The organism is Peptoniphilus faecalis (assembly GCF_012976305.1).
Lineage (GTDB): Bacteria > Bacillota > Clostridia > Tissierellales > Peptoniphilaceae > Peptoniphilus_A > Peptoniphilus_A faecalis.
The window spans coordinates 21,454-45,575 of the sequence record NZ_JABDSR010000010.1; the positions used below are offsets into that span (position 1 = coordinate 21,454).

Genomic DNA, 24,122 nt, shown 5'->3' on the forward strand with positions numbered 1-24,122 from the left:
TCCCATAATTTTATATCTTTATTATATCAAAGAGATGAGAAAATTGGTAATATATATGACTTTTTTGTTTTATTGATTCAAAATTTATGCTGATATATAATTAAATAAATAGAGGTGTTTTATGAACTTAAAAAGACAGTTTTTTAAATTTGTAATCCCATCAATTATTGCCATGTGGGTCTTTTCAATTTACACAATTGTCGATGGCTTTTTTGTAGCAAATTTTGCTGGTGAATTAGAATTATCTGCTGTAACAATAGTAATTCCATATGTGAACTTTCTCTTTGCCATTGCAATTATAACGGGAGTCGGATCTCAAACAATAATTGGTATTAAACTTGGCAAGGGAAATAGAGATGAAGCAAATAAAGTCTTTACTTTTATAATTGTTTTTATACTTGCCTTTGCAGTTCTTCTTGCTGCTTTTGCACTAATTTTTATGGATAAAATCCTTTTATTTTTGGGTGCTGACTCTAATTTATTTCCTCTGTCACACCAATATTTATCTATAATCGTATTTTTCTCTCCCTTTTATATAATTTCTTATGCCTTTGAAGTTTTGGTAAAGGTAGATGGATATCCTAGAACTGCTATATTCGGTGCAATTTCCGCTTGCGTTACAAATATTGTTTTAGATTATATTTTAATCGACAAATTTCAAATGGGAGTAAAAGGTGCTGCCTTTGCTACTGGTATTGCTCAATTTCTATCTTGCCTCATATTTTTTATTCACTTTAGATCTACAAAGGGCTATCTTCGCTTTATAAAAATAAAAATGAGCTCTAGAGAAATTTTTGATTATTTAAAAACCACAGCATCTTATGGCTTTGGCGAATTTATATCAGAACTAAACACAGCAACCTTCGTCTTTATTTTCAATCTATTTATAATTAAATACATCTCACCAGAATTTTTATCTGCCTACGCAGTTATAAATTATATGTCGCTTTTTGCAAACTCAACTTTCCAGGGAGTCTGTCATGGTACTCTTCCTCTTCTATCCTATTACCACGGATCACAGGAAAGGGAAAAAAGCTTGAAAATTATTAAAATGAGTTTTGTTTTTATATCTATAATTGCAATTACAATGTATGCAATATCTTATTTTGGAGCAGAAAAATTATTTAATATGTTTTTAGAAAACAAGACCATGATTTCATCTTCCATTAGACCGATGAGGCTTTACGCTTTGATGTTTTTATTATCAGGAAGTAATTTGTTCATAGCATCACTTTCTTCAGCAATTGGAAAGCCAAAATATTCAATATTAATAAATCTTGTTAGAGGATCTATTTCTCTATTTATCTCTATTTATCTATGTGTAAAACTTTTTGGAACAAGATATTTATTCCTTGGAGCCTTTGTATCTGAATTTATAGTATTTTTAATCTCCCTTTATTCATTAAAGAAGATGACTAAAAAACCTTAACCTCAAAAAATCGAATTTAAACAAAAAAGAAGTCATAGTTTTGACTTCCCCTTTAGATTTATTATTTTAATCTAAGTACTTTTTAAATTCTTCTGGAATATTTTCTGTTAAATAACCTAGACCACATATGTCTGGGCCAACGTGAGCTGCAATTACATGACCTATCTCTAGGCATAAAAATTTTTCATAACCTTTATCTTTTAATCTATCAATTAGAGGATTTAAAATTTCTCTATCATCTGCATAAACTGGAAAGATTCTGTCGCTTCCATCTGATGTGGATTTTTCAGAAATAATTTCTACCATTCTTTTATAGGATTTGTTTTTCCCACGAACTACATCGGAAACATAAAGTTTTCCCTCTTTATCGACCTCTAGTATTGGAAGAATATTTAGGACATTTGAAATTCTTGCCTTTGCCCTTGAAACTCTTCCCCCTTCGTAAAGATATTTTAAATCGAAAACTGTAAAAACATGTTTTGTGTTTGCAATTAAGAATTCTATAAGCCTTGAAATCTCTTCGAAACTTGCACCATTTTTTGCGGCGAGTCCTGCAAAATATGTTATTTGACCAAATCCAACTGATGCTGCAAGAGAGTCATAGACTTCTATTTTTACATTATATTTTTCTTCAACTTCTTTTTTTGCCATGTAAGCATTTTGAAAAGTTCCGCTAAGTCCAGACGAAAGTGTCATGCAAATAATGTCAAGTCCCTCACTTGCAAGTTCTTCGAATTTTTTTAAGTACTCATAATAAGTAATTTGACTTGTCTTAAAAAATTTTCCCTCTCTCATTTCTCGGTAAATTTCTTTATTGGTTATTTCTTCTGGCAAATCTTCACCATTTTCGTCTGTACTTTTTATTTTTAAAACATCTACACTCAGTTTCTCCAGCGTCAATTTATCTAAATCGCATGAAGAGTCAGATATTATTTTAAAAGTCATTTTTTCCTCCTAGCTAGTTTCTGCTATCAGTTTTATCGTATCTATTGTCTTATTTATTTCGTCCTTGTTGTTAAAATAGGAAAGTGATAACCTCACTATGCCCCTTGTCTTTGTTCCGACTTTCTCGTGGAAAAGTGGTGCACAGTGTATTCCTCCCCTAGAGGCAATTTTATTTATTTTATACATTTTCTTACAAATTTCAGATGACGGATATTCTCTGTAGTTAAAGGAAACTATGCTTGAGTCCCTTTCATTTGAAAATAATTTTATCCCTGGAATTTCCCTTATACCATAAAAAAGTCTTTGTCGCAATGAGTGAATTTTTTCTGAAACTCTTTCTATTCCAATCCCGTCAATAAATTTTACTCCTGCACCAAGTGCCAGTATTGAGTGAAAATTAATTGTACCATATTCAAATACATCGGGCATCTCAACTGAATTAAATCTATGAAAGCTATTTACCCCACTACCGCCAGTGAATACATTTTTAAATTTTTCCCCCGACATATCTATTATCGCTCCAGTCCCCGTCGGCCCAAAAAGAGCTTTGTGTCCTGTTATGCAAAAAATTAGCCTTGGATATTTTCTCTCATTAAATTTTATTTTTGCAGTTCCTGCAACTTGTGCTCCATCAATGATTACTAAAAGATCATGAGCAATGGCAAATTCGTAAATATATTCTAAATCAGTCCTAACTCCACTTACATTAGACTCGGCAGTTATAACTATTGCCCTAGTATTGTCTTTTAAATAATTTTCAAGTTCCTCTAATTTTAAGTTATAATTTTCATCAATGTCTATAAAGGAAAGCTCCACACCTCTATCTTCAAGTTGGTATAGCGGTCTTAGGACCGAATTATGCTCCGTTACACTTGTAATTATGTGGTCTCCCTTTTTAAAAATCGAATTTAAAACTAAGTTTAGTGAAGTAGTAATATTTGCCGTGAAGGCAACATTTAGTGGGTCTTCTACTCCAAAAAATTCTGCTATGATTTCTCTTACATCGTAAACTGCTTCACTGGAATTTATCGCCTCTTGGTAAAATCCACGAGATGGATTGGAGTATTTTTGGCTTGCAATAGCTTCATATAAAGTCTTTGAAACCACATCTGGTTTTATAAGAGTAGTAGATGAATTGTCTAAATAAATCATTTTTCACCAATCTTTATAATTTTCCTTCCAGAATCTTCTTTGAATTTATATATTCCCCTTGAATAAATATTTTTTTCTTTTAAAAAATCCTTGGCAATTTCTAGCTCGCCCTCCAGCTTTACAGAAAATCCACAACCCCTTGAAAGTTCTTCAGGAATAGGAATTACCCTCGCCTTTAATTTGTTTTTACGAAGGACCCTCTCCGCCTTAATTGATTTATTTGAAGAATCAAAGGTCAAGATATAGTATTCTAGCATGGCTTTACAACTCTATATTTTGTCATTATTTCACAAATTCTATACATATTTGTTATCTCGCCAATTTTTAATTTATCTTTTAATTTATAATTTTCAAGGCAAAGTCCACATGATAAAATTTCTGTGCCTTTTTCCTCTAGTTTTTTTAAATCTTCTACAATTTTTTCATTTATTGTAGTTAGATGAACTCCATAATTGTAACACAAAATATATTTTGGATGACTGTCTTCTTCTGAAAGGGCGTAAGTGAAAGATTCCATTAGCTTCTTCGAAAATTCTTCTTCGCCAATGCCAAGTTTGTCTGAAGAAAAAATCACTACATACTCGTCGTCAATATCTTCAAATTTTTTAACATCTCCTATTTTTTTAAGATGTACTTCATAATCATTTTTAGAATTTTCAATTACAGTTGATTTATACCCCAATTGGTCTGCCATTTTTCTCAAATTTTCTGTTGCAATCTCGTTGTCAACTTTTATTAATAGTTGCTCTGTATTATTTTCGCTAATTGCCCTTTTTGCCATGATGACTGGCTTTGGACAAACGTATCCCCTTGCATCAATTTCCATTTATATCACCTTAAATTTTTTATTTTCCCTTGGAATTACACGACCAACAAAAAAGGCAGGTATTCCCCTTTTTTTCATTTCATCTAAAATTTTATCTGCTTCTTCTTTTTTTGCTGAAAATAAAAGACCTCCCGAAGTTTGTGGATCAAAGAGAACTTCTTCTAGTGCAAAATCATCAAAAGTAAAGTCAACTTCATCTTCTAGTGCCCTTCTATTTCTCTGCCCTCCTGCAGTAAATAAAAATTCACTAGCAGCTTCATAACTTCCTGGCAAAAAACTTATTTTATCCGCATAAATTTCCACAGAATTTTCAGTACATTCGTCTAAATGACCTATCAAACCAAATCCCGTTACATCTGTAACAGAGGAAACTTCATATTTTTTTAAAATTTCTGCTGCATCTTTATTTAATGTAGTCATTTTTTTAATTGCTTCTATGTAATTGTTTTCTGATGTCATGCCTACGGAATAGGCACTCATAACAAGACTCACTCCAATTGGTTTTGTCAAAATAAAATAATCTCCCACTTTTGCACCATTGTTTTTCCAAATTTCTCTATTTTTAACAATTCCTGTCACACATTGACCAAACTTTATTTTACTATCGTGAATGGAATGCCCACCAGTTATTGAAACCTCTGCTTCCCTACATACATCACTTGCACCTCGGAGAATCTCCCTCAAAATTTCGAGATTCTCTCCCTCGGGAAAACAAACTATATTTAGTGCAAATTTTGGCTCTCCACCCATTGCATAAATATCAGAAATCGCATTTGTTGCAGCAATTCTTCCAAAGTCATAGGGATTTTTTACCATTGTAGAAAAAAAATCTAAACTCTCAACAAGTGAGATGTCCTCGTTTATTTTGTAAACACAAGCATCATCTCTTTTATCAAAACCCACAGTTATTTCTTCTCTTTTATAAGGATTTAAATCTTTTAGAATGCTGGTTAAATCTTTAACGTCAATTTTTTCATTGCATCCGCCACAAACTTCAAGTTCTAAATTTAATTCTGACATTTTATCACCTTTAAATATTATATCACAGAGAGGGTTTTTCATATAAACTTTTATAGAAACAAAAATCCAACACATTAAAAAAATTTATTTGATATAATAATTTTATGGAAATTAAGTATATGAAAGAGGCAATCCATTACGCAAAGAAATCACTTTTATCAGATGATGTGCCCATTGGATGTGTCATAGTAAAAAACAATAAAATAATTGGATATGGATACAATAAAAAAGAGAAACTTCACTCTCCCATTGCTCACGCAGAAATTATGGCGATAAATATGGCATCTAAAAATTTAAATTCCTATCATCTAGAAGGTTCAGACATTTATGTAACTTTAGAACCTTGTCTAATGTGTGTTGGTGCAATTTTAAATTCTAGAATTAGAAATTTATATTTTGGTGCTAGAAACAAAAGATTTGGTGCAGTTGTTTCTCATCAGAAAATAGAAAAACTCATAACTAATCACAATATTAGTTATGAGTCTGGTATTTGCGAAAAAGAATGTGCAAATCTAATTACCAAATTTTTCTTAGAGCTTAGGAAGAGGTCTAAATAAAAATATAGCATTACTTTGCAAAAATTCTAATATATATTTATCATAATTATTTTTTGTTAAAAGAGCAATTATTATTCCGAGTATTGCCCCGATTATTACATCACTGGGATAATGCACAAAATGATAAATTCTTGATAGTGAAATTAATGTTGCAACAACTAGAAAAAATATCCCCATTCCTTTAAAGTAAAAATAAATAGTTAGTGCAGCAGCAAAGGATGAAGATGCGTGACCCGATGGAAAAGAAAAGTCTGTTGGATTCTTTATCAAAAGTTCAACCTTTGAAATCCAAGAAGGCCTTTTCCTTTTCAAAATATTCTTTAAAAGTAAATTGCACACTATCCCGTTAAAAATTAGTGCTAGAGCTATGTTTATGCTCTCAATTCGAAATCCGAGATAAAAGAGAATAAATGTTGTAAATAGCCAAATAGCACCACCTGTCCCGAGATGTGTAATTGCAATCATGTATCTATTTAATGTCTCAGTCCTTATGCTAAGAAGCCAATCTAAAAATTTCTTGTCCATTTGCACCTCTTATGAAAAAAGGCCCATCACTAGGCCATATTTTACATTCTATTTTCTTTGTCAACCCATTCTTTAGCTTCTTCAACTTCTGCATCTGTTGGGATTTTAATTCCCGTTTCATGATCTTTTTCTTTAGTTTTAGCGTATATATCAGAATCTGGTCTATCTTCTGATTTTATTTCCCTTTGTTGATCAATGTTTGCTTTCATTTCTTTCTTTTTTGAATCAGAAAGAGTCTTAGAGTTTTCAATTAAATCTTTTTCTTTTTTATTGTCTACCATAATATCCCTCCATATATATATTATTACAAATGCGGTTTAAATACAATTCCTTTAAATAAGGTATATAATATTTTTATTAAAGTGTTTTATTAAATTATTTTGGGTATATATATGTTATAATTAAATAAATTTAGGAAGTGTTATATGTTAAAAATTATTTTTAATAATTTAGGCGAGTACAAAAAGTATGCAGTACTCTCGCCTTTTTTTGTTTTGTTAGAAGTTTTAACGAATACATCTATTCCCTTTTACATGACAAAAATTATTGATCAAGGCATACTAAAAAATTCAAGTGAAAATATAATTCATTTTGGCATTATATTATTTATATGTGCAGCAATTTCTCTTGCAACAGGCATAATTTCAGGTTATCTTGCCACAAAGGCATCAAGTGGCCTTGCAAAAAATATGCGTTACTCCATGTTTGAGAATATTACAAATTTTTCCTTTGAAAACATGGACAAATTCAAGAGAGGAACTCTCATCACTAGGATGACTACCGATGTACAAATGGTACAAATGGCATTCCAAATGACTACTAGAATGGCGATAAGATCTCCACTTACAATGTTCTTTTGTTTTATCATGAGTTTTAAACTCTCCAAAGAACTTGCTCCAACCTTTATAATTATAATTCCACTAATTGCAATTGGAATGGGGATTATAATCAAGGGAGCCTATCCAATTTTTGAAAGAGTTTTTGAAATAACAGACAAATTAAACACAGATGTGTCAGAAAACTTGTCTGCAATTAGAGTTGTTAAATCCTTTGTAAAAGAAGATAAGGAAATAAAAAAGTTTAATAATGTTTCTGACGATCTTCAAAATAATTACATCAAGGCAGAAAAACTTCTCGCCTTTACAAATCCACTTATGAATTTTTCCACATACCTTATGACGATTTTAATTGCATGGCTTGGTAGTCACTTCATTGTGGCTGGAAACATGAGCACCGGTGCACTAACAGGTCTTGTGACTTATGCAATTCAAATTCAAATTTCGCTCATGACGCTTTCAATGATTATCGTACAAATCACTATAGCGAGAAATTCCATTGTACGTATAAACGAAGTAATTGCTACAAAACCATCTATATTTAGTCCTGAAAATGCTGTAAGTGAAGTGAAAAATGGAGAAATTGTTTTTGATGATGTCTATTTTTCTTATTCAGGTGACCTAAAAAAATCAGTTTTAGAAAATATAAATTTAAAGATAAACTCTGGGGACTATGTTGGAATAATTGGTCCAACAGGCTCTGGTAAATCTACTCTCATAAGTCTAATAGCAAGACTTTTTGACACTACAAGTGGAGAAGTATATGTTGGTGGAAAAAATGTTAGAGATTATGATCTTGTAGCTCTTAGAGATCAAGTTTCTGTCGTTTTACAAAAAAACCAACTATTTACTGGCACACTTCGTGAAAATTTAAAATGGGCTAATGAAAATTTATCTGACGAAGAGTTAAAAGAGGCACTTTATATTGCGTCATGCGACGACTTTATAGACCCAGAAAAAGATCTCGACATGGTTGTACAAAGAGGTGGCACTAACTTTTCTGGTGGACAAAAACAGAGAATTTCTATTGCAAGGTCTATTTTAAAAAACCCGAAAATTTTAATTATGGATGACTCAACTTCAGCCCTAGACAATAATACCGAAGAAAAAATAATTAATTCTCTAAACAATTTAAGACCCGATATGACAAAAATTTTGATTTCACAAAAAATTAAATCACTAAAAAATACTGATTATACCATCGTCATGGATTCTGGTGAAATAGAGAACATTGGAACACACGAAAATTTAATCAAAAACAGTAAAATTTATAAAGAAATTAATGAAACTCAAGAAAGCGACGGTGATTTTGATGCGCAATAATAAAACAAAAATTACATCTCTAGAAAATAAAACTGCAGCAAAAAAATTATTTTCCTTTATCTTTAAGAGGCATAAATATAAACTCCTTGCAGTTTCTTTATTTGTAATAATTTCATCCTTTGCCACGATTTCCGTCTCACTTTTCATGAGATTTTTAATCGACGACTATGTACTTCCACTTTTAAATACTGACGTTCCCGATTTTTCAAATCTCTTGGCATTGCTAATTAAAATGTCTTTATTCTTAGCAATAGGTGTACTTGCATCCTTTGCATATTCAAGGCTAATGGTTTACATTTCCGAAAACACTCTCGGAGACATTAGAAAGATGATGTTCAAAAAGATGCAGTCTTTTCCAGTATCTTACTTCGACAGCAAAAGTCACGGCGACATTATGAGTTACTACACAAATGACGTAAGGGCACTTGGAGATATGATTTCCCAATCTTTTCCTTCCTTTGTATCCTCACTTATGACAATAACAATGGTTTTAATCGCCATGTTTTCTCAATCTGTATTGTTGTCTCTTATAATAATCCTTACAGTTGGACTTATGATTTTTGTCATGAATGTAATTGGTGGAAAATCCTCCCATTATTTTATGAGTCAACAAAATTCTCTCGCAAAAACCAATGGATACATCGAAGAAATGACTGACGGACTAAAAGTCATAAAAGTTTTTAATCACGAAGAAGCTGCAAAAAAAGACTTCAAAATTATAAACGATGAACTTATGGAAAACACCATGATCGCAAATAGATTAGGACTTTTCCTTTTTCCAATGATCTTTGGAATTGGGAACTTTCAATACATTTTATTTGCAGTAATTGGCGGACTAATGGCAGTACATGGCGGCTTTGGTATTACTGTTGGCGTAGTTGCATCTTTCTTGCAGCTATCAAGAACCATTACTGGGCCCATGAGTCAAATAGGTGGCAATATAAATTCCGTTGTGCTTGCAATTGCAGGTGCAAGAAGAATTTTTGACTTCTTAGAAGTCAGTCCAGAAGACTATTCTGGTGACGTAGAAAAAGTTGTACGTGAAGTTAATGGAAAAGAAAAATATTTTTGGCATGACCTTGTAACAGATGAATACAGAGAACTTTTGGGCAATATTAGATTTAATGACGTATCTTTCTCCTATGACGGCAAGAATAAAATTCTTAAAAATCTAAATCTCTATGCAAAACCAGGGCAAAAAGTTGCCTTCGTTGGCGCAACTGGAGCAGGAAAAACCACTATCACAAACTTAATAAATAGATTTTACGACATTGACAGTGGTGAAATTACCTTCGATGGCTTCGATATAAAGAGAATAAAAAAGAAAGATCTTCGCTCATCACTTGGTATGGTCCTTCAAGATACGCATCTATTTACCGGAACAATTGCAGAAAATATAAATTATTCTGTAGATGAAGTTGACATGGAAAAAACTATTGCAGCTGCCAAGAGAACTAACGCTCATAATTTCATAAAAAATCTAAAGGATGGTTACGACACAATTATCACTGGAGCAGGCAGCGAATTATCTGAAGGTCAAATGCAACTATTATCCATAGCCCGAGCAGAAATTTTTAATCCATCAGTTATGATTCTCGATGAAGCAACATCCTCCATAGATTCTCATACAGAAAAAATTGTACAAAGTGGAATGGACGAAATTATGAAAGGCAGAACAACTTTTGTAATCGCCCATAGACTTTCAACTATTATGAATTCCAATGTAATAATAGTTTTACAAAATGGAGAAATTGTAGAAAGAGGAGACCATAAAGATTTACTTGAACAAAAAGGAATTTATTACAACCTCTACACAGGTGGCTTCGACGAATAAACCTATTCATAGACATAAAGGGATTCTGGATTTTGAACTGACCTAAAATTAGAATTTAAGACTAATATGTAATAAAATTTAAGACATTATCCTTTTTTAAATAATATTATAGCTATAAATATATGTACAAAAAAGGAGCTGTTGCAAAAGTCAAAAAAACGGCTCTATAATATCTATAGAGATTTTACTTACCAATAGATGTTATAGAGCCGTTTTTATTATCCTCGTTTTAAAAGCATAAGATTAAAACTACGCTTAGTTAATTTCTTTCTTCAATCAATAAACTTTAATAAAATTTAAAGTTTTTCTAATAAATTAAAGGCTATAACTACCATTGATAAAACACCATTAAATAATGCATCCTCATTTATTAATAATTTTGAGGAGTGCAAAGGTGCATTATTTGTATTTTTAAACCCCGTCCCTAATCTATACATAGCAGCAGGAATTACTTGTCCATAATATGCAAAATCTTCTGATCCCATAGAAGGATTAGGGTTATAAATATAATTTTCATCACCTAAATATTTAATAATTGACTCTTCTATAATGTTTGAAACAAAATCTTCGTTAAAAGATACAGGAGTTCCAAAATGTATATTAACTTCACACGACGCCCTGAATGTTTCACAAACACCCTTCGCTATTTCTCTTAATCTATCATGTAAAAATATTCTGGTATCTTCAGATAAAGCTCTAATTGCACCCTTAATTGAAACTTCATCTGGTATTGTATTATATGCATCTCCTGCGTGTATTGCCGAAACTGTTATTACACCTTGTTCTAGAGGATCAGTTTCTCTGGATAAAATATTCTGAATAGCACAAATAAGATTACCTAAAATCATTATAGGATCAACAGAATTTTCTGGATGTGCTGCATGTCCTGATTTTCCTCTTATGACAATATCAAAAGTATCAGAGCACGCACACATTTTCCCATGTCTATGATAGATTTTCCCAGCTTCTATTTTTGGCCATACATGCAATCCAAATATGGCTTTAGGGATAGGTTCGTTGCTTAATGCACCATTTTCAATCATATACTTTGCACCTTGTCCGATTTCCTCTGCAGGTTGAAATATTAATTTAACACTTCCGTCTAAATCTTCTTTAAATTTATTTAGGATATATGCACAGCCTAATAAAGAAGTTATGTGAACGTCGTGCCCACATGCATGCATAACACCAGTATTAACTGATTTAAAGTCAAGATCATTTTCTTCTTTCATTGGTAAAGCATCAATATCAGCTCTCACTGCTACACATTTTTTACTTTTTCCACGAATTACAGCAACTACACCAGTAGAATTAATTTTTTTTATTTCAGTTAATCCGAACTCTTGTAATTTTTTTATTATATAATCTGTAGTGTTGTATTCCTTCATAGATAATTCAGGATTTCTATGAAGGTATCTTCTAATTTCAATGAATTTATTAATATTTAATTCTATTTCTTTTTTTATTTGATATAATTTCATCATTTTCTCCCCTTTTTATATACCAACACCAGCACCAGGCCCAAGAGGAATATCAAATATAAACCAGATTATCAAGCTAATTGTTTGAACAATTAAAAGTGTAAATGTAAAAGGTAATTCAAGAGATATCATAGTACCTAAACCAACTTCTTTTTCATAATCAACTGGTTTATAATCCTCTAATAATCCTAATATTACAGGTACGGCACCAGCTATAGGTGAAATTATATTAGTGGCTCCATCTCCTATCCTATAAGCAACTTGTGTTAAAGCTGGTGAAAATCCCATAAGTGCAAACATAGGAACAAATACAGGTGCTAAAATTAACCATTTTGCTGATGCGCTTCCTATAAATAAATTCAATACTGTACACAATAAAATTAATAAAACTATCAATAATGTTGAAGCTATATTTAATGATTGTAAAAAATTAGATCCCTTAACTGCAATTATGGTTGCTATTTTGCTAGCATTAAACAAAGTTACAAACATAGATGCTGTAAACATTGTTGGGAAAATAGATGTCATTCCTTTCAATTCTTCTTGTATATGTCTTGGAATATCACTTGCTTTTGTAATTGTTTTTGCTCCAATTCCATAAAAAGTACCTATCATAAAAAATATAAAAAATATTATAGGCATAACTGAGCTTATTAAAGGAGATTTTGGAAGGAAGCCTCCTTTTTCATTCTTAAAAAAAGCATTATCGGGTAAAGTTAAAAATAATATTATAAAAACAGATAAAATTAATCCAAATGCAGCAAATTTCAATCCTCTTTTTTCTAAATCACTTAAATTAGTATCTATGCTACTATTGTTTTTTATAGAAGATTTATGATCTCCTAGATATTTAACTAAAAATTTCTCTGCGACCAGAGTTATAAAAATTGTAAGTAATATTGTCATAGTAGCCATAAAATAATAATTTATAACTGGTGTTGTTGAACCCTCTAAGTTCATACTCGTAACTACACTTTCAGTAATACCAGCAAGGAGAACATCTGAGTTGCTTATGAATAAACTTGCACTTAACCCTCCAGAAGCAGCAGCATAACCAGCTATTATCCCTATCCACGGATTTCTTCCTAAACTGCTAAAAACTACAGCTCCTATTGCTGGAGTGAACAAAATTCCAGCATCTGAAGCTATGCTAGAATTTATACCAATAAAAACTAATATAGCTGTAACTAAATAGGCTGGAGAACCAAGAACTAATCTTTTTATGAAAGCATTTAATAATCCTGTTTGCTCAATAAGAGCAACTCCCATCATCATTACTAAAACAACACCTAAAGGTGGAAATGTTATGTAGTTTTTTACTAAGTTCGACAAAAATTCTCTCATATATGAATAACTTAATAAATTATTTACTGTAACTTCTGTCGTCTCTAAACTACCTTCGACTGATGTCAAGTAATTTACTGATATACCTGATTTTGAAAGTAAAAAAGATGAAATCAATGTAATTGCCGAAAAAATTGCAAATAACCAAAATGGATGTGGTAATTTATTTCCAACCTTTTCAATTATACTGATAAAACTACCTAATTTAGAGCTACTTTTATTTCTAGAATTTGAATTCTTCATGATTTTCCTCCTTAATTTATTATTTGATTAAATTATAAAAGAATTGAATGTGATAATCAACTTTTTTATAAATGTGTTTCTTTTAAACGCAGCGTTACAATTGATGTGAGATCAAATAAAAGAAAAATAGAGAGATATCCTGTATAGTTAAATTAACGAAATATAAAAAGAAAGGATACTCTCTATGAATATAAAAAACCAAAGATATTTACTACATATTAGATGCATGATATCATACTGTCAAAATTGTAAAAGTGGACATTCTGTTGCCTTTGTAATAAGGAGCTACAAAATTTCTAAAGCATCTTTAATGAGATGGAATAAAAGAATCTATGTTAGGGTTTTTATCACAAACGTTTGACTTCTATACATATATTTCTGTGTTAAAGTTTATTCATTAATTGTTTTATTAACTTATGTAAAATAAGTTAATAAAACAATTAAATCAGAAATAGCATTTTCTAAAATAAAATCAAGATTATCATATAAATTCCATCATAAAGTAAAGCCAGATGCAGTAAGTAAAATAAATCTATTATCAATATTCTTAAATCTAAATAAAATACCATCAAAAAATAATAAAATACAAAGCAACTTAAAAAAATTTTTTCAATCAAAAAAGATAATTTCTAGATTCAAATGTTTAATAAAAAAAGTGATGATCAGAATAGAGTTATCTATTCTGCAACATCACTATTGTCTTCATGTTTATAATTATATAAAGAAAGGTAAACTATAGTTTTTAGAATATTAAAATAATCCAGTAATAATCCCATTATTATCAATATCCATTTTATTTGCTGCTGGTGTTTTTGGAAGACCCGGCATAACCATTATATTAGAAGTTTGTACAACAATAAAACCAGCTCCTGCTGAAACTCTTATATCTTGAACTTCAATATCAAAATCAGTAGGTGCTCCCATTATTTTTTGATCATCTGTGAAAGAAAACTGTGTCTTTGCTATACAAATTGGTAATTTATCAAGCCCTAAAGATTCCAATTTTTTAATTTGATTTTGTGCTGCTTTTGTAAAATTAGCTTGTCTACCTCTATATAATTCTCTAACTATTGTGTTTACTTTTTCAGTAATTGAGTCATTTATATCATATATATATTTAAAATTAGACTTCTCCCTTTCAGTTAATTCTACTATTTGAGAAGCAAGATCTTCTGCACCTTCTCCTCCTTTTGCAAAACACTCACATAGTGAAATTCTAACATTTAATTGTTCACAAAGTTCTTTTAGCTTAGTAATTTCTTTTTCTGTGTCAGATTCAAATCTGTTTATTGCAATTATTGCAGGCACTCCAAACTTTTTAACATTTTCTACATGTCGTTTTAAATTCTCAAAACCTTTTTCTAATGCCTCAACATTTTCTGGTTTTAAATTCTTTTTATCTACTCCTCCATGCATTTTTAATGCTTTTATTGTAGCTACTATTACAATAGCATCCGGTTTTAATCCAGCTACTCTACATTTTATATCCATAAATTTTTCTGCCCCAAGGTCTGCGCCAAATCCAGCTTCTGTTACTGCATATTCACTAGTTTTCAAGGCTAGTTTTGTTGCAAGGATTGAGTTGCATCCATGAGCTATATTAGCAAAGGGTCCTCCATGGATAAAGGCAGGCGTGTTTTCTAAAGTTTGTACTAAATTTGGTTTTAAAGCATCTTTAAGAAGCATTGCTACTGCACCTTCTATTCCAAGGTCAGAAACTTTTACTGCATCCCCATCAAGACTATAGGCAACTATCATTTTTCCTATTCTTTCTTTAAGATCGATTAAACTTTCTGAAAGACAAAGTACAGCCATTATTTCTGAAGCTACAGTTATCATAAAATGATCTTCCCTTGGAAATCCATCTGCTTTTTTGCCTAATGAAACTACAACATTTCTAAGAGCTCTATCATTCATATCTATAACTCTTTTCCAAATTATTTGTCTTATATCTATTTTCAGCTCATTCCCTTGATGAATATGATTATCTATACATGCTGAGATTAAATTATTTGCTGATGTTATTGCATGAAAATCTCCCGTAAAATGCAAGTTGATATCTTCCATAGGTACAACCTGTGAATATCCTCCACCTGCAGCTCCCCCTTTAACACCAAATACTGGTCCTAATGAAGGTTCACGAAGTGCTACTGCAGATTTTTTCCCTATTCTATTAAATCCCTGTGCAAGACCTATAGATACAGTTGATTTTCCTTCTCCTGCTGGAGTAGGTGAAATTGCCGAAACTAAAACCAACTTTCCATCTTTGTTTTTTTCTTCAATTCTTTTTATAGCATCCCAGCTAATTTTTGCTTTATATTTTCCATAGTACTCAAGGTCACTATTTGATATTCCAACTATAGCTGCTACTTCTTCAATTGGTAGCATCTTAGCTTCGTCAGCAATTTGTATATCCGTCTTAAAGATCATTTTAATCCTCCTTTTTTTATGAAATTAAGAATAAATTTGGTCCATAGAGAAAGTATTACTAATTTTAATATAAAAATCTAATACATCTCTAAGTGCATAAAGTGGAACAGGTCCAACAAGTTCTGTGTCATGTATATGGACATTATATCTATTAGCTTCTGATTTAATTGTTTCATACACTCCATGAATTGGAGTTTTTTCGTAGTTAACCATATTCATTGATACTTGAACTTGGTTTTTATCTTCAAGTTTTAATGCTATTGCTCTTATATAAGTGAATCCTCCAGTTGCAGCCCTTACTGATTTTACAATTTTCTTTCCAATTTCTAAATTATCTGTTTCTAAATTAATATTAAATGCAACAAGTGGAAATCTAGCTCCAGTAACAGTCGCTCCTGATTTTGCATTAAAATCTTTTGGTCCTTCATCAGGTTGCCATTTTTCATCTTTCATCTTTTCCTCCAAAGCTTCATATTGACCTTTTCTAATTTTTGGAAGGGATTTTCTATATTCTTTTTCTTGTGCATCTTCATAATAATATACAGGAACTCCTAATTCACCTAAGAATTTACCGAATCTCTTTGCAATTTCCACAGCTTCTTCTGTTGTATAGTTCTTTACTGGAATAAATGGAACTACATCCACAGCACCCATTCTTGGATGTTGACCCTTGTGTTTTGTCATATCAATTAATTCAATCGCTTTTTTAGCAAGTCTTTTTGTCGCTTCTAAAACAAGCTCTGGATTACCTTTATAAGTAAAAACTGTTCTATTGTGATCTCCGTTAGAATCAATATCTATAACTTCAATACTATCTACACTTAAAAGTGCTTCTTTAACTTCATTTACAAGATCAATATTTGTACCTTCGCTAATATTAACTTCTGCCATTAAAACTTTATCCATTTTTAACTCCCTCATTTTATTTTTCCAACTGCTTTCTCAACTTCTTCTAATAATTTTCCAGATTTAATTATTTCAAAAGATTTATCCATGTCAGGATAAAAAATAACATCATTTTCCATAAAACCTACTTCTTCTCTTAAAACATCATAGGCAACTCTTGAACCCTTACCTAATTTATCTATATCCCCAAAATCTGCTGCTTGAGCTGCACAAAGAAGCTCTATACTAACTACATGTTGTGCATGGTTGACTATTGTCCTTGCCTTTCTTGCCCCAATTGTCCCCATGCTTACATGATCTTCTTGATTTGCTGATGTTGGAATTGAATCCACACATGCAGGATGTGCAAGTACTTTATTTTCAGATACAAGTGCTGCAGCAACATATTGCGGAATCATAAATCCATCATTAATCCCTCCATGTTTAACTAAAAATGCAGGAAGCCCATGAGAAAGAGCTGGATTTACCATTTTTTCTATTCTTCTTTCAGAAATATTAGCAATTTCTGCCACAAGAATTCCTAGTGTATCCATAGCAATTGCTATTGGTTGTCCATGGAAGTTACCTCCAGATATGCATGCTCCATTTTCTCCTGAAAAAATTAAAGGATTATCTGTAACTGAATTTATTTCGGTTTCTACAGTTTTCTTTACATAATCAAAAGCAAGTCTTGAACCTCCATGTACTTGAGGAATACATCTTAGTGAATAAGAATCTTGCATTCTCTTTTCACCTTGCTTTGTAACTCTCTTTGAATTCTTTAAAAGATTTCTGAGGTTTTCTGCTACATCAATTTGTCCTTTGTGTGGTCTAACTAAATGAACTCTCTCATCAAAAGCATCAATGATACCTTCAAGTGAATCTATACTAAGAGAAGCTGTAATATCTGCTTCTTTTAATAGCTTTTCTGTATCATATACTGCAAGCACAGCGTTCGCTGTCATAGCTTGTGTACCATTAATAAGAGCGAGTCCTTCTTTTGCCTTTAATACTATAGTACTGATGCCAGCTTTATTCATAGCATCTTTCCCTGACATTACCTTTCCCTTATATTCAGCTTCACCTTCACCAATCATAGGTAAAACCATATGAGCAAGAGGACACAAATCCCCAGAAGCTCCTACTGAACCCTTTTCTCTAATAATTGGATGAACTCCTTTATTTATCATATTGATTAAACATTCTATTGTACTCATCAAAACACCTGAATATCCGCTGCAAATAGAATTTAATCTAAGTAACATCATAGCTCTAACTATTTCTGTATCAAAAGGCTCTCCAACTCCGCAAGCATCAGAATAAATTAGATTTTTCTGTAATAAATCTAATTCTTCTTCTGATATTGAAACAGTTGAAAATTTTCCAAAGCCTGTGTTGATTCCATATATCGCTTCTCCTTCTTCTAAAGCTTTTTCAACAAACTCCCTTGATCTTAAAATTTTTTCTTTTTGTGCTTCGTCAAGTTCTACCTTAGCATTAAATCTAGCAACATTTACTACGTCTTCAATTGTTAAACTACTGCCATTAATTTTTATAATTTTCTCCATAATTACCATCCTTTTATTTTTTTCAATACTTTATCTTCTATTTTGTCTTGTTCAAGTTCTTCAAAAACCTCTTCTATAATATCCATAGCTTCTTTTATCTCTTCATCGCTAATAATAAGAGGTGGTTGTATTCTTAATGTCTTTCCTACTAAATAAATGAGGATAACTCCTTTTTCAAAACATCTATAAGATACTTTTTTTACTAAATCGTTAGAAGAATATTTTTCTTTTTTATCTTCTAAATCAACTCCAATACTAAGACCAGTACCTCTAATATTTCCTATATAAGAAGATTTTACTTTAATCTTTTTAAATCTACTTTTTATATATTCTCCTAATACAGTTGCTCTATCAAGAAGATTATCTCTTTCAATTATCTCTATAGTTTTAAGTGCTGCTACTGAAGATAAAGCGTTGCCTTGCAGAGTAAAAAGCTGAGCTGGCATATCTATTGAATCTATAACTTCTCTTTTGCTAAGTACAGCACTCATTGGCAATCCTGACGCCATAGCCTTTCCCATTACCACAACATCTGGAATTATATCAAAGTGTTCTATACTAAACCACTTTCCCGTCCTTCCAAAACCCTGTTGGATTTCATCAACGACTAATAAAATCTTGTTATCATCACAAAATTTTCTAAGTCTTTTCATGAATTTTTTAGGAGCTTTGATTAAACCTAAATCACCAATTATTGGTTCAATAAATATTGCCGCTACTTCTTCTCTAGGTATATAATAATTGAAATTATCTAAAAATTTGTTAAATTCAATATCTGCAAACTCATCCTCGGTGATGTTTTTATCTTTATTTAAAATATTAGGATAATCCAAGTGAAACACTTCTGGTAACAATGGTCCAATTTTTCTTTTCATATTAGTGTCTATTGCACTTAAAGATATAGCTCCATAAGTAGATCCATGATATGCCCCAACGAAGGAAACTAACTTTGACCTTCCTGTATAAGCTCTTGCAATTTTTATTGAAGAGTCAATGGCATCAGAACCTGAAAATCCAAATATAACCTTTTTATCGAAATCTCCAGGAGTTATCCTTACAAGTTCTTTGGCAAGGTTAACTTGAGGTTCAGTGTAAAAATAATCATTTGTGAAGTGAATGTAATTGTCTATTTGTTTTTTTATAGTTTCAACTATCTCTGTGTGATTATATCCAGTATTAACAACGCAAGCTGAACTTATCATATCAATAAATTCATTTCCATCTAAGTCAGTTACCTTTACTCCCTCAGCTTTCTTTGCAACTAGTGGAAAATATATAGCTCTAGTGGACTTGCCAATATACTTTTCATCAATAGAAATTAATCTTTTATTTTTTTTCATAAACTATTAAATAATAATATTAATCTAAATTTTTAAGTTGTTTCTTCAAATCTTCTACAACTTTTTCGTCTTTTATAAGGGAAATATTTGCAAGTACATTTGCACGTCCTGCATCAATACCAACTTTAGCTAAGTCAATTCCTGCTTGCAAATCTGTAATAGCTGCTGGATTTGATTTTTCTAAAAGATCTCTTCCAATGTCATAAGTTCTCTTGTTTAAAAGAGCATTTGATAGAGGAACATTAGCTGCCTCAACTCCAGCATTTTGTATAGCTTTTCTTCTCTCTTGTTTTTCTTCATCAGTTAACTTTGGTAATTTATAAGCATTTACAATTAAAAGGTAAGCTTTATTATCATTAACACTTCCTTCCAAAAATTTTCCTTTCATGTCGTTTAGTTCTTTAATAATTGCATCGTATTTTTCATCTTCATATCCATAATTTTTACCTTTAGAAAGATTTGCAACCATTCCCATTAATCCACATGCCATTGCGCCAGCAAGAGCAGATGCACATCCACCTCCTACTGTAAAATCATTTTCATCTAACATCATATCTAGTATTTTTTTATAATCCATTTTTATCTCCATTAAATTCTAATTTTATTTTTTTTATTAAGTCTTTATCATCTATTGTCCTACCAATAAAACCGAGGATTGTTTTCGCCCCATTTTCAATGGCCATTTTTGATGCATCAGACCCAACTAATTCTGCAAATTCTTTTGTGTGTAAACTTATATCTTCATTAGTTATTGCCACAGATGGATGAAAAGAAGGGCATCTATAACTAACATTGCCTATGTCTGATGAACCTACTGCTTTTTCCTGTTCATAATTTTCCATCTGATATTTTTTCATTATATCTGAAATTATTTTTGTTCCAATATTGTTATACTTCATATCCATAAATGGATACCCATGTTTTGTTATTTTTGCTTTAGTTCTAGTTGCTTTAGCACAACCATAAACAATATTCTCCATCCATGGAATTAAAGTACTTTTAATATAATTAAAATCATTTGATCTAAACGTATACATTCCACTAGCATAATCAGTTATTATATTTGTAGCAACACCTCCTTCTGTTATATATCCTTCTATAATAGTCCCAGGTTTTGTACATTTTCTCATCATATCGAATCCATGAATAGCAAGCATCAAGCCATCTAAAGCTGAATTACCCTCCCAAGGAGACGCTGCAGCATGGGCAGGTTTCCCAAAAAACTCTATTTTATAAGTTTCAAAAGCAAGTAATTTCCAATTTGGTCTATTCTTTGTATCAAGATGAACCATAATTACATAATCATAATCATCAAAGGCACCTTTTTCAGCCATTGGAATTTTTAAGCCTTCGTTTTCTTCATCAGGCGTCCCAATTATATCAACATTAACTTTTATATCTTCTTCATTTTTCTTTATTGCAAGTGCAGATAGAACCGATATTGCACAAGAAGCTGAATGACCGCAAGCATGTCCGACTCCAGGCAAGGCATCGTATTCTGTTAAAATCCCTATTTTTACATTAGAATCCTTATTTTCAATAACTTTGCCTAAAAAAGAGGTCTCTAAATCACAATAATTCAACCTAGTTTTTATTCCATACTTATTTAAAACCTCTACAATTTTTTTTACAGAATTATATTCTTTTCCCGACAATTCTGGATTATCAAATAGACACCTGTTTAATTGAAAAGCTTCCTCTTTTAAAGACTCAATAGATTCAATAAGTTTATCTTCTATTTTCATATAATCCTCCTTAAACATAATTAATTATTATAGCAATTATTAATAGTATGGATTGAGTTAGAAAAACAAGTCCAAATAATGGAACAATAAATTTCCACCATTTTTCTAATTTAACTCCAGCAATTCCACATATTATCGGGGCAAACGCTGTCGGCCACACTATATTTGAAAATCCGTCTCCAAATTGAAAAGCTAAGACAGCAATTTGTCTTGATATTCCAAGTAAATCAGATAATGGAGCCATAATAGGCATACTCGTAACCGCTTGCCCTGACCCAGATGGAATGAAAAAATTTAAAAGTGTTTGGAATATCAACATAGCTGGTCCCATTAATACCTTAGGAAGATATGATAGAGGAATAGAAAGTCCATAAACTATAGTATCAATAATATTTCCATCTTTTAAAACAATCAAAATCCCCCTAGCAATACCTATCATCATACACGCCATTGCTATATCTGTGAAATTCTTTGCAATGCTTTCAGCTATTTTATTGAAATTCCATCCCATTACAATTGCACTCAATATACCCATTAGTAAAAACACTGCATTCGTTTCATTAAAATACCAACCGAAATTATATGATCCGTAAACTATTGTAGCTATTCCAATAGCTAATATAAGTAAGACAATTTTTTCTCGAATTTCAAATTTATAATTCATCATTTCTTCATTTGTTATAATATGTTTACTATCATCGCCATATATTAAGCTCTTAGTGGGATCTAGTCTAATTTTTCTCGCATATTTCACAACATATAATGAAGTAACAATAATCATAACAATGTGACAAATAATTCTATACCAAGCCCCTGATAACTGTGGAAGTTCTGCAATGCTTTGAGCCATTCCAACAGTAAAAGGATTAACAACAGCACCACTGTATCCCACAGCCGTTCCTAATGCTACAATTGCCATTCCAACTATAGTATCATATCCCATTGCCACACATATTCCAGCAAAAACGGGTATAAATGGCATCATTTCCTCAAAAACACCTATAGTTGAAGATATAATTCCAATCAATGTAATAAAAATTGGAACTATCATAATTTGCGTTTTATCTTTAGAGTTTCTTAAAATATTTGCTATTAAGCCATTAATCGCTCCCGTTTCTAATATAAGCCCTATTGCTGAGTATGATATAAAAACAAAGAAAATTACCGGTCCTGCATCTACCATTCCCTTATAAAAGGATTGAAGGGTTGCGAAAAAACCAACAGGTGATTTCTCAACTATATGGTATGTCCCTGGAACTGCCACTTCAATACCTGCTTCATTTGCTTCTCTTATAAATTCTCCCGTTGGAAGAATCCACGTTAAAATAGCGCATATAACTATTATTAAACCTAATAATACATATATATGAGGGAGCTCAAATTTCTTTTTCATATTAACCACCACTTTCTGTATTCCCTACTTAAAAAGTTTTTTTCCCTTTTTTATAACTTGAACAACTTCATTTACTCCAATCTTATAAACAACGTTTTTATAAGAATCTGAATCTCTTATTTGAATATCAGCATACTTTCCTACTTCTATAGATCCGAAATCCTTTTCTATCCTTAAAGCTTTCGCACCATTTAATGTTGCTGCTCTAATCGCATATTTTTCCGACATTTTATGATTTCTACAAGCGAGTGCCATAGCTAAATCCATTGATTCAAACCAATTTCCTGGATTTAAATTTGTAGCAATTGCTAAAGTCATTCCTTCTTCAATCATATATGACGGATCAAAAGGTTTTGGATGCTTTACACTAAAATCAGTAGTTGGAATAACAATTCCTACTACATTATTCTTTGCTAGAATGCTAGCGTTTTCTCTCGTCAAATAATTTAAATGTCCTATATTAGCTGCCTTCAGTTTAGCTGCAACTTTTGCTCCTCCTATTGCTGAGTAACATTCAGAGTGAAGTGTTGGAACAAGACCAAAGTCTAAACAAGAACCTAAAAACCTATCTGCATCTTCTGCTGTGTAGTATCCATCATCAACCCATATGTCAGAAAAGTTAGCTAATTTTTCTTCATATATAATAGGCAAAACCTCAGAAACCATAAAATCTATGTATTTTTCTTTTCCCATATTTACATCAAAGAAATGTGCTCCTAAATAAGTTGATAAAATTGTTTGAGGTGTTTTTTCTTTTAATTTATTTATTAATCGGAGCTGTCTCAATTCAGTATCCTTATCAATACCATATCCCGATTTTATTTCTACAGTAGTTGTTCCAGATAATAGCATCCTATTTAATTTTTCTAAACTTGAACTCAAAAGTTCTTCATTCGTTGCCTTTTTTGTATAATAAATAGATGCTTCTAATCCAACTAGTTTAACTATTTTTTTTACGTCTACACTTGAATTTGTAAGTGAGGCTACATATTCATCTACTCTAGATTTTCCAAACAAAAGATGAGTGTGTGAATCTACATAGCCAGGCATTACAACCTTCCCACTACAATCAATTTCTTCAAAATCTTCACCGTCTATAAATTTTATTAAATCCTCATAGGATCCAATCTTTTCTATCCTTTCACCTTTAATTAGGACTGATGCATTCTCCATCAGTCCTATTAAATCCTTTGCATCTTCCTTAACAGTTAAAAGTTCTCTACAATTTTTTAATATTAACATATTC

At 31.3% G+C, this 24,122-nt stretch carries 21 protein-coding genes; 4 read left to right on the forward strand and 17 right to left on the reverse strand.

Features of this window, described 5'->3' with window-relative positions; translation table 11 throughout:
• Positions 1-121 precede the first annotated feature (121 nt).
• Positions 122-1,429, forward strand: coding sequence for an MATE family efflux transporter (locus HKO22_RS07860; RefSeq protein ID WP_169969804.1), 1,308 nt, complete (start codon positions 122-124; stop codon positions 1,427-1,429).
• A gap of 66 nt (positions 1,430-1,495) precedes the next feature.
• On the opposite strand, the gene HKO22_RS07865 is transcribed toward HKO22_RS07860, so the two are convergent.
• Genes HKO22_RS07865 through selD form a run of 5 tightly spaced genes read right to left on the reverse strand, consistent with a single transcriptional unit; the run spans position 1,496 to position 5,372 of the window.
• A complete protein-coding gene (locus HKO22_RS07865) occupies positions 1,496-2,374 on the reverse strand; it encodes a DegV family protein (RefSeq protein WP_169969806.1) in 879 nt (292 codons plus the stop codon).
• Between the two features lie 9 nt (positions 2,375-2,383).
• The gene (locus HKO22_RS07870) at positions 2,384-3,526 is read right to left on the reverse strand and encodes an aminotransferase class V-fold PLP-dependent enzyme (RefSeq protein ID WP_169969808.1); all 1,143 of its coding nucleotides are present in this window, start codon (positions 3,524-3,526) and stop codon (positions 2,384-2,386) included.
• Positions 3,523-3,783, reverse strand: a complete 261-nt coding sequence (locus HKO22_RS07875) for a DUF3343 domain-containing protein (protein WP_169969810.1) — start codon at positions 3,781-3,783, stop codon at positions 3,523-3,525. The genes HKO22_RS07870 and HKO22_RS07875 overlap by 4 nt, the downstream gene beginning before the upstream one ends.
• On the reverse strand, positions 3,777-4,352 hold the full coding sequence (gene yedF / locus HKO22_RS07880) for a sulfurtransferase-like selenium metabolism protein YedF (protein WP_169969812.1): 576 nt from the start codon (positions 4,350-4,352) through the stop codon (positions 3,777-3,779). Before yedF ends, HKO22_RS07875 begins: the two co-directional genes overlap by 7 nt.
• Entirely contained in the window at positions 4,353-5,372 is a 1,020-nt protein-coding gene (selD, locus tag HKO22_RS07885; RefSeq protein ID WP_169969814.1) for a selenide, water dikinase SelD, read from the reverse strand.
• 119 nt (positions 5,373-5,491) lie between these two features.
• On the opposite strand from selD, the gene HKO22_RS07890 reads away from it, so the two are divergent.
• Positions 5,492-5,929 (forward strand): nucleoside deaminase, encoded by a 438-nt coding sequence (locus tag HKO22_RS07890; RefSeq protein WP_169969816.1) that lies wholly within the window; start codon positions 5,492-5,494, stop codon positions 5,927-5,929.
• Here HKO22_RS07890 and HKO22_RS07895 read toward each other — a convergent pair.
• Positions 5,903-6,454 (reverse strand): phosphatase PAP2 family protein, encoded by a 552-nt coding sequence (locus HKO22_RS07895; RefSeq protein WP_169969818.1) that lies wholly within the window; start codon positions 6,452-6,454, stop codon positions 5,903-5,905. The two genes, HKO22_RS07890 and HKO22_RS07895, sit on opposite strands and share 27 nt — an antisense overlap.
• Before the next feature lie 41 nt (positions 6,455-6,495).
• The gene (locus tag HKO22_RS07900) at positions 6,496-6,735 is read right to left on the reverse strand and encodes a CDIF630_02480 family spore surface protein (RefSeq protein ID WP_169969819.1); all 240 of its coding nucleotides are present in this window, start codon (positions 6,733-6,735) and stop codon (positions 6,496-6,498) included.
• Positions 6,736-6,879: 144 nt separating this feature from the next.
• On the opposite strand from HKO22_RS07900, the gene HKO22_RS07905 reads away from it, so the two are divergent.
• Both HKO22_RS07905 and HKO22_RS07910 read left to right on the forward strand, forming a co-directional pair.
• Entirely contained in the window at positions 6,880-8,613 is a 1,734-nt protein-coding gene (locus HKO22_RS07905; protein ID WP_075659767.1) for an ABC transporter ATP-binding protein, read from the forward strand.
• Positions 8,603-10,447, forward strand: a complete 1,845-nt coding sequence (locus HKO22_RS07910) for an ABC transporter ATP-binding protein (RefSeq protein ID WP_169969821.1) — start codon at positions 8,603-8,605, stop codon at positions 10,445-10,447. Before HKO22_RS07905 ends, HKO22_RS07910 begins: the two co-directional genes overlap by 11 nt.
• A gap of 296 nt (positions 10,448-10,743) precedes the next feature.
• On the opposite strand, the gene HKO22_RS07915 is transcribed toward HKO22_RS07910, so the two are convergent.
• The 10 genes from HKO22_RS07915 to hutI all read right to left on the reverse strand — a co-directional run bounded on the left by HKO22_RS07915 (position 10,744) and on the right by hutI (position 24,118).
• Positions 10,744-11,931, reverse strand: a complete 1,188-nt coding sequence (locus HKO22_RS07915; protein WP_169969823.1) for a M20 metallopeptidase family protein — start codon at positions 11,929-11,931, stop codon at positions 10,744-10,746.
• 12 nt (positions 11,932-11,943) lie between these two features.
• On the reverse strand, positions 11,944-13,515 hold the full coding sequence (locus tag HKO22_RS07920) for an AbgT family transporter (protein ID WP_169969825.1): 1,572 nt from the start codon (positions 13,513-13,515) through the stop codon (positions 11,944-11,946).
• A 750-nt stretch (positions 13,516-14,265) separates the two neighbouring features.
• A complete protein-coding gene (locus HKO22_RS07925) occupies positions 14,266-15,945 on the reverse strand; it encodes a formate--tetrahydrofolate ligase (protein WP_169969827.1) in 1,680 nt (559 codons plus the stop codon).
• 24 nt (positions 15,946-15,969) lie between these two features.
• Positions 15,970-16,851, reverse strand: a complete 882-nt coding sequence (ftcD, locus tag HKO22_RS07930) for a glutamate formimidoyltransferase (RefSeq protein ID WP_169969829.1) — start codon at positions 16,849-16,851, stop codon at positions 15,970-15,972.
• A gap of 11 nt (positions 16,852-16,862) precedes the next feature.
• Positions 16,863-18,398, reverse strand: coding sequence for a histidine ammonia-lyase (gene hutH, locus HKO22_RS07935; RefSeq protein WP_169969831.1), 1,536 nt, complete (start codon positions 18,396-18,398; stop codon positions 16,863-16,865).
• A 2-nt stretch (positions 18,399-18,400) separates the two neighbouring features.
• On the reverse strand, positions 18,401-19,738 hold the full coding sequence (locus HKO22_RS07940; protein ID WP_169969833.1) for an aminotransferase class III-fold pyridoxal phosphate-dependent enzyme: 1,338 nt from the start codon (positions 19,736-19,738) through the stop codon (positions 18,401-18,403).
• 19 nt (positions 19,739-19,757) lie between these two features.
• Positions 19,758-20,315 (reverse strand): cyclodeaminase/cyclohydrolase family protein, encoded by a 558-nt coding sequence (locus HKO22_RS07945; RefSeq protein WP_169969835.1) that lies wholly within the window; start codon positions 20,313-20,315, stop codon positions 19,758-19,760.
• Positions 20,305-21,483, reverse strand: coding sequence for an amidohydrolase (locus HKO22_RS07950; RefSeq protein WP_169969837.1), 1,179 nt, complete (start codon positions 21,481-21,483; stop codon positions 20,305-20,307). Before HKO22_RS07950 ends, HKO22_RS07945 begins: the two co-directional genes overlap by 11 nt.
• A gap of 10 nt (positions 21,484-21,493) precedes the next feature.
• On the reverse strand, positions 21,494-22,876 hold the full coding sequence (locus HKO22_RS07955) for a YfcC family protein (protein ID WP_169969839.1): 1,383 nt from the start codon (positions 22,874-22,876) through the stop codon (positions 21,494-21,496).
• Positions 22,877-22,900: 24 nt separating this feature from the next.
• The gene (hutI, locus tag HKO22_RS07960) at positions 22,901-24,118 is read right to left on the reverse strand and encodes an imidazolonepropionase (RefSeq protein WP_169969841.1); all 1,218 of its coding nucleotides are present in this window, start codon (positions 24,116-24,118) and stop codon (positions 22,901-22,903) included.
• Positions 24,119-24,122 lie beyond the last annotated feature (4 nt).

Bases quoted from the DNA above. Each gene is read 5' to 3' on its own strand.
- HKO22_RS07860 (WP_169969804.1), top strand. From the start codon at position 122: ATGAACTTAAAAAGACAGTTTTTTAAATTTGTAATCCCATCAATTATT.
- HKO22_RS07865 (WP_169969806.1), bottom strand. From the start codon at position 2,374: ATGACTTTTAAAATAATATCTGACTCTTCATGCGATTTAGATAAATTG.
- HKO22_RS07870 (WP_169969808.1), bottom strand. From the start codon at position 3,526: ATGATTTATTTAGACAATTCATCTACTACTCTTATAAAACCAGATGTG.
- HKO22_RS07875 (WP_169969810.1), bottom strand. From the start codon at position 3,783: ATGCTAGAATACTATATCTTGACCTTTGATTCTTCAAATAAATCAATT.
- yedF (WP_169969812.1), bottom strand. From the start codon at position 4,352: ATGGAAATTGATGCAAGGGGATACGTTTGTCCAAAGCCAGTCATCATG.
- selD (WP_169969814.1), bottom strand. From the start codon at position 5,372: ATGTCAGAATTAAATTTAGAACTTGAAGTTTGTGGCGGATGCAATGAA.
- HKO22_RS07890 (WP_169969816.1), top strand. From the start codon at position 5,492: ATGAAAGAGGCAATCCATTACGCAAAGAAATCACTTTTATCAGATGAT.
- HKO22_RS07895 (WP_169969818.1), bottom strand. From the start codon at position 6,454: ATGGACAAGAAATTTTTAGATTGGCTTCTTAGCATAAGGACTGAGACA.
- HKO22_RS07900 (WP_169969819.1), bottom strand. From the start codon at position 6,735: ATGGTAGACAATAAAAAAGAAAAAGATTTAATTGAAAACTCTAAGACT.
- HKO22_RS07905 (WP_075659767.1), top strand. From the start codon at position 6,880: ATGTTAAAAATTATTTTTAATAATTTAGGCGAGTACAAAAAGTATGCA.
- HKO22_RS07910 (WP_169969821.1), top strand. From the start codon at position 8,603: ATGCGCAATAATAAAACAAAAATTACATCTCTAGAAAATAAAACTGCA.
- HKO22_RS07915 (WP_169969823.1), bottom strand. From the start codon at position 11,931: ATGATGAAATTATATCAAATAAAAAAAGAAATAGAATTAAATATTAAT.
- HKO22_RS07920 (WP_169969825.1), bottom strand. From the start codon at position 13,515: ATGAAGAATTCAAATTCTAGAAATAAAAGTAGCTCTAAATTAGGTAGT.
- HKO22_RS07925 (WP_169969827.1), bottom strand. From the start codon at position 15,945: ATGATCTTTAAGACGGATATACAAATTGCTGACGAAGCTAAGATGCTA.
- ftcD (WP_169969829.1), bottom strand. From the start codon at position 16,851: ATGGATAAAGTTTTAATGGCAGAAGTTAATATTAGCGAAGGTACAAAT.
- hutH (WP_169969831.1), bottom strand. From the start codon at position 18,398: ATGGAGAAAATTATAAAAATTAATGGCAGTAGTTTAACAATTGAAGAC.
- HKO22_RS07940 (WP_169969833.1), bottom strand. From the start codon at position 19,738: ATGAAAAAAAATAAAAGATTAATTTCTATTGATGAAAAGTATATTGGC.
- HKO22_RS07945 (WP_169969835.1), bottom strand. From the start codon at position 20,315: ATGGATTATAAAAAAATACTAGATATGATGTTAGATGAAAATGATTTT.
- HKO22_RS07950 (WP_169969837.1), bottom strand. From the start codon at position 21,483: ATGAAAATAGAAGATAAACTTATTGAATCTATTGAGTCTTTAAAAGAG.
- HKO22_RS07955 (WP_169969839.1), bottom strand. From the start codon at position 22,876: ATGAAAAAGAAATTTGAGCTCCCTCATATATATGTATTATTAGGTTTA.
- hutI (WP_169969841.1), bottom strand. From the start codon at position 24,118: ATGTTAATATTAAAAAATTGTAGAGAACTTTTAACTGTTAAGGAAGAT.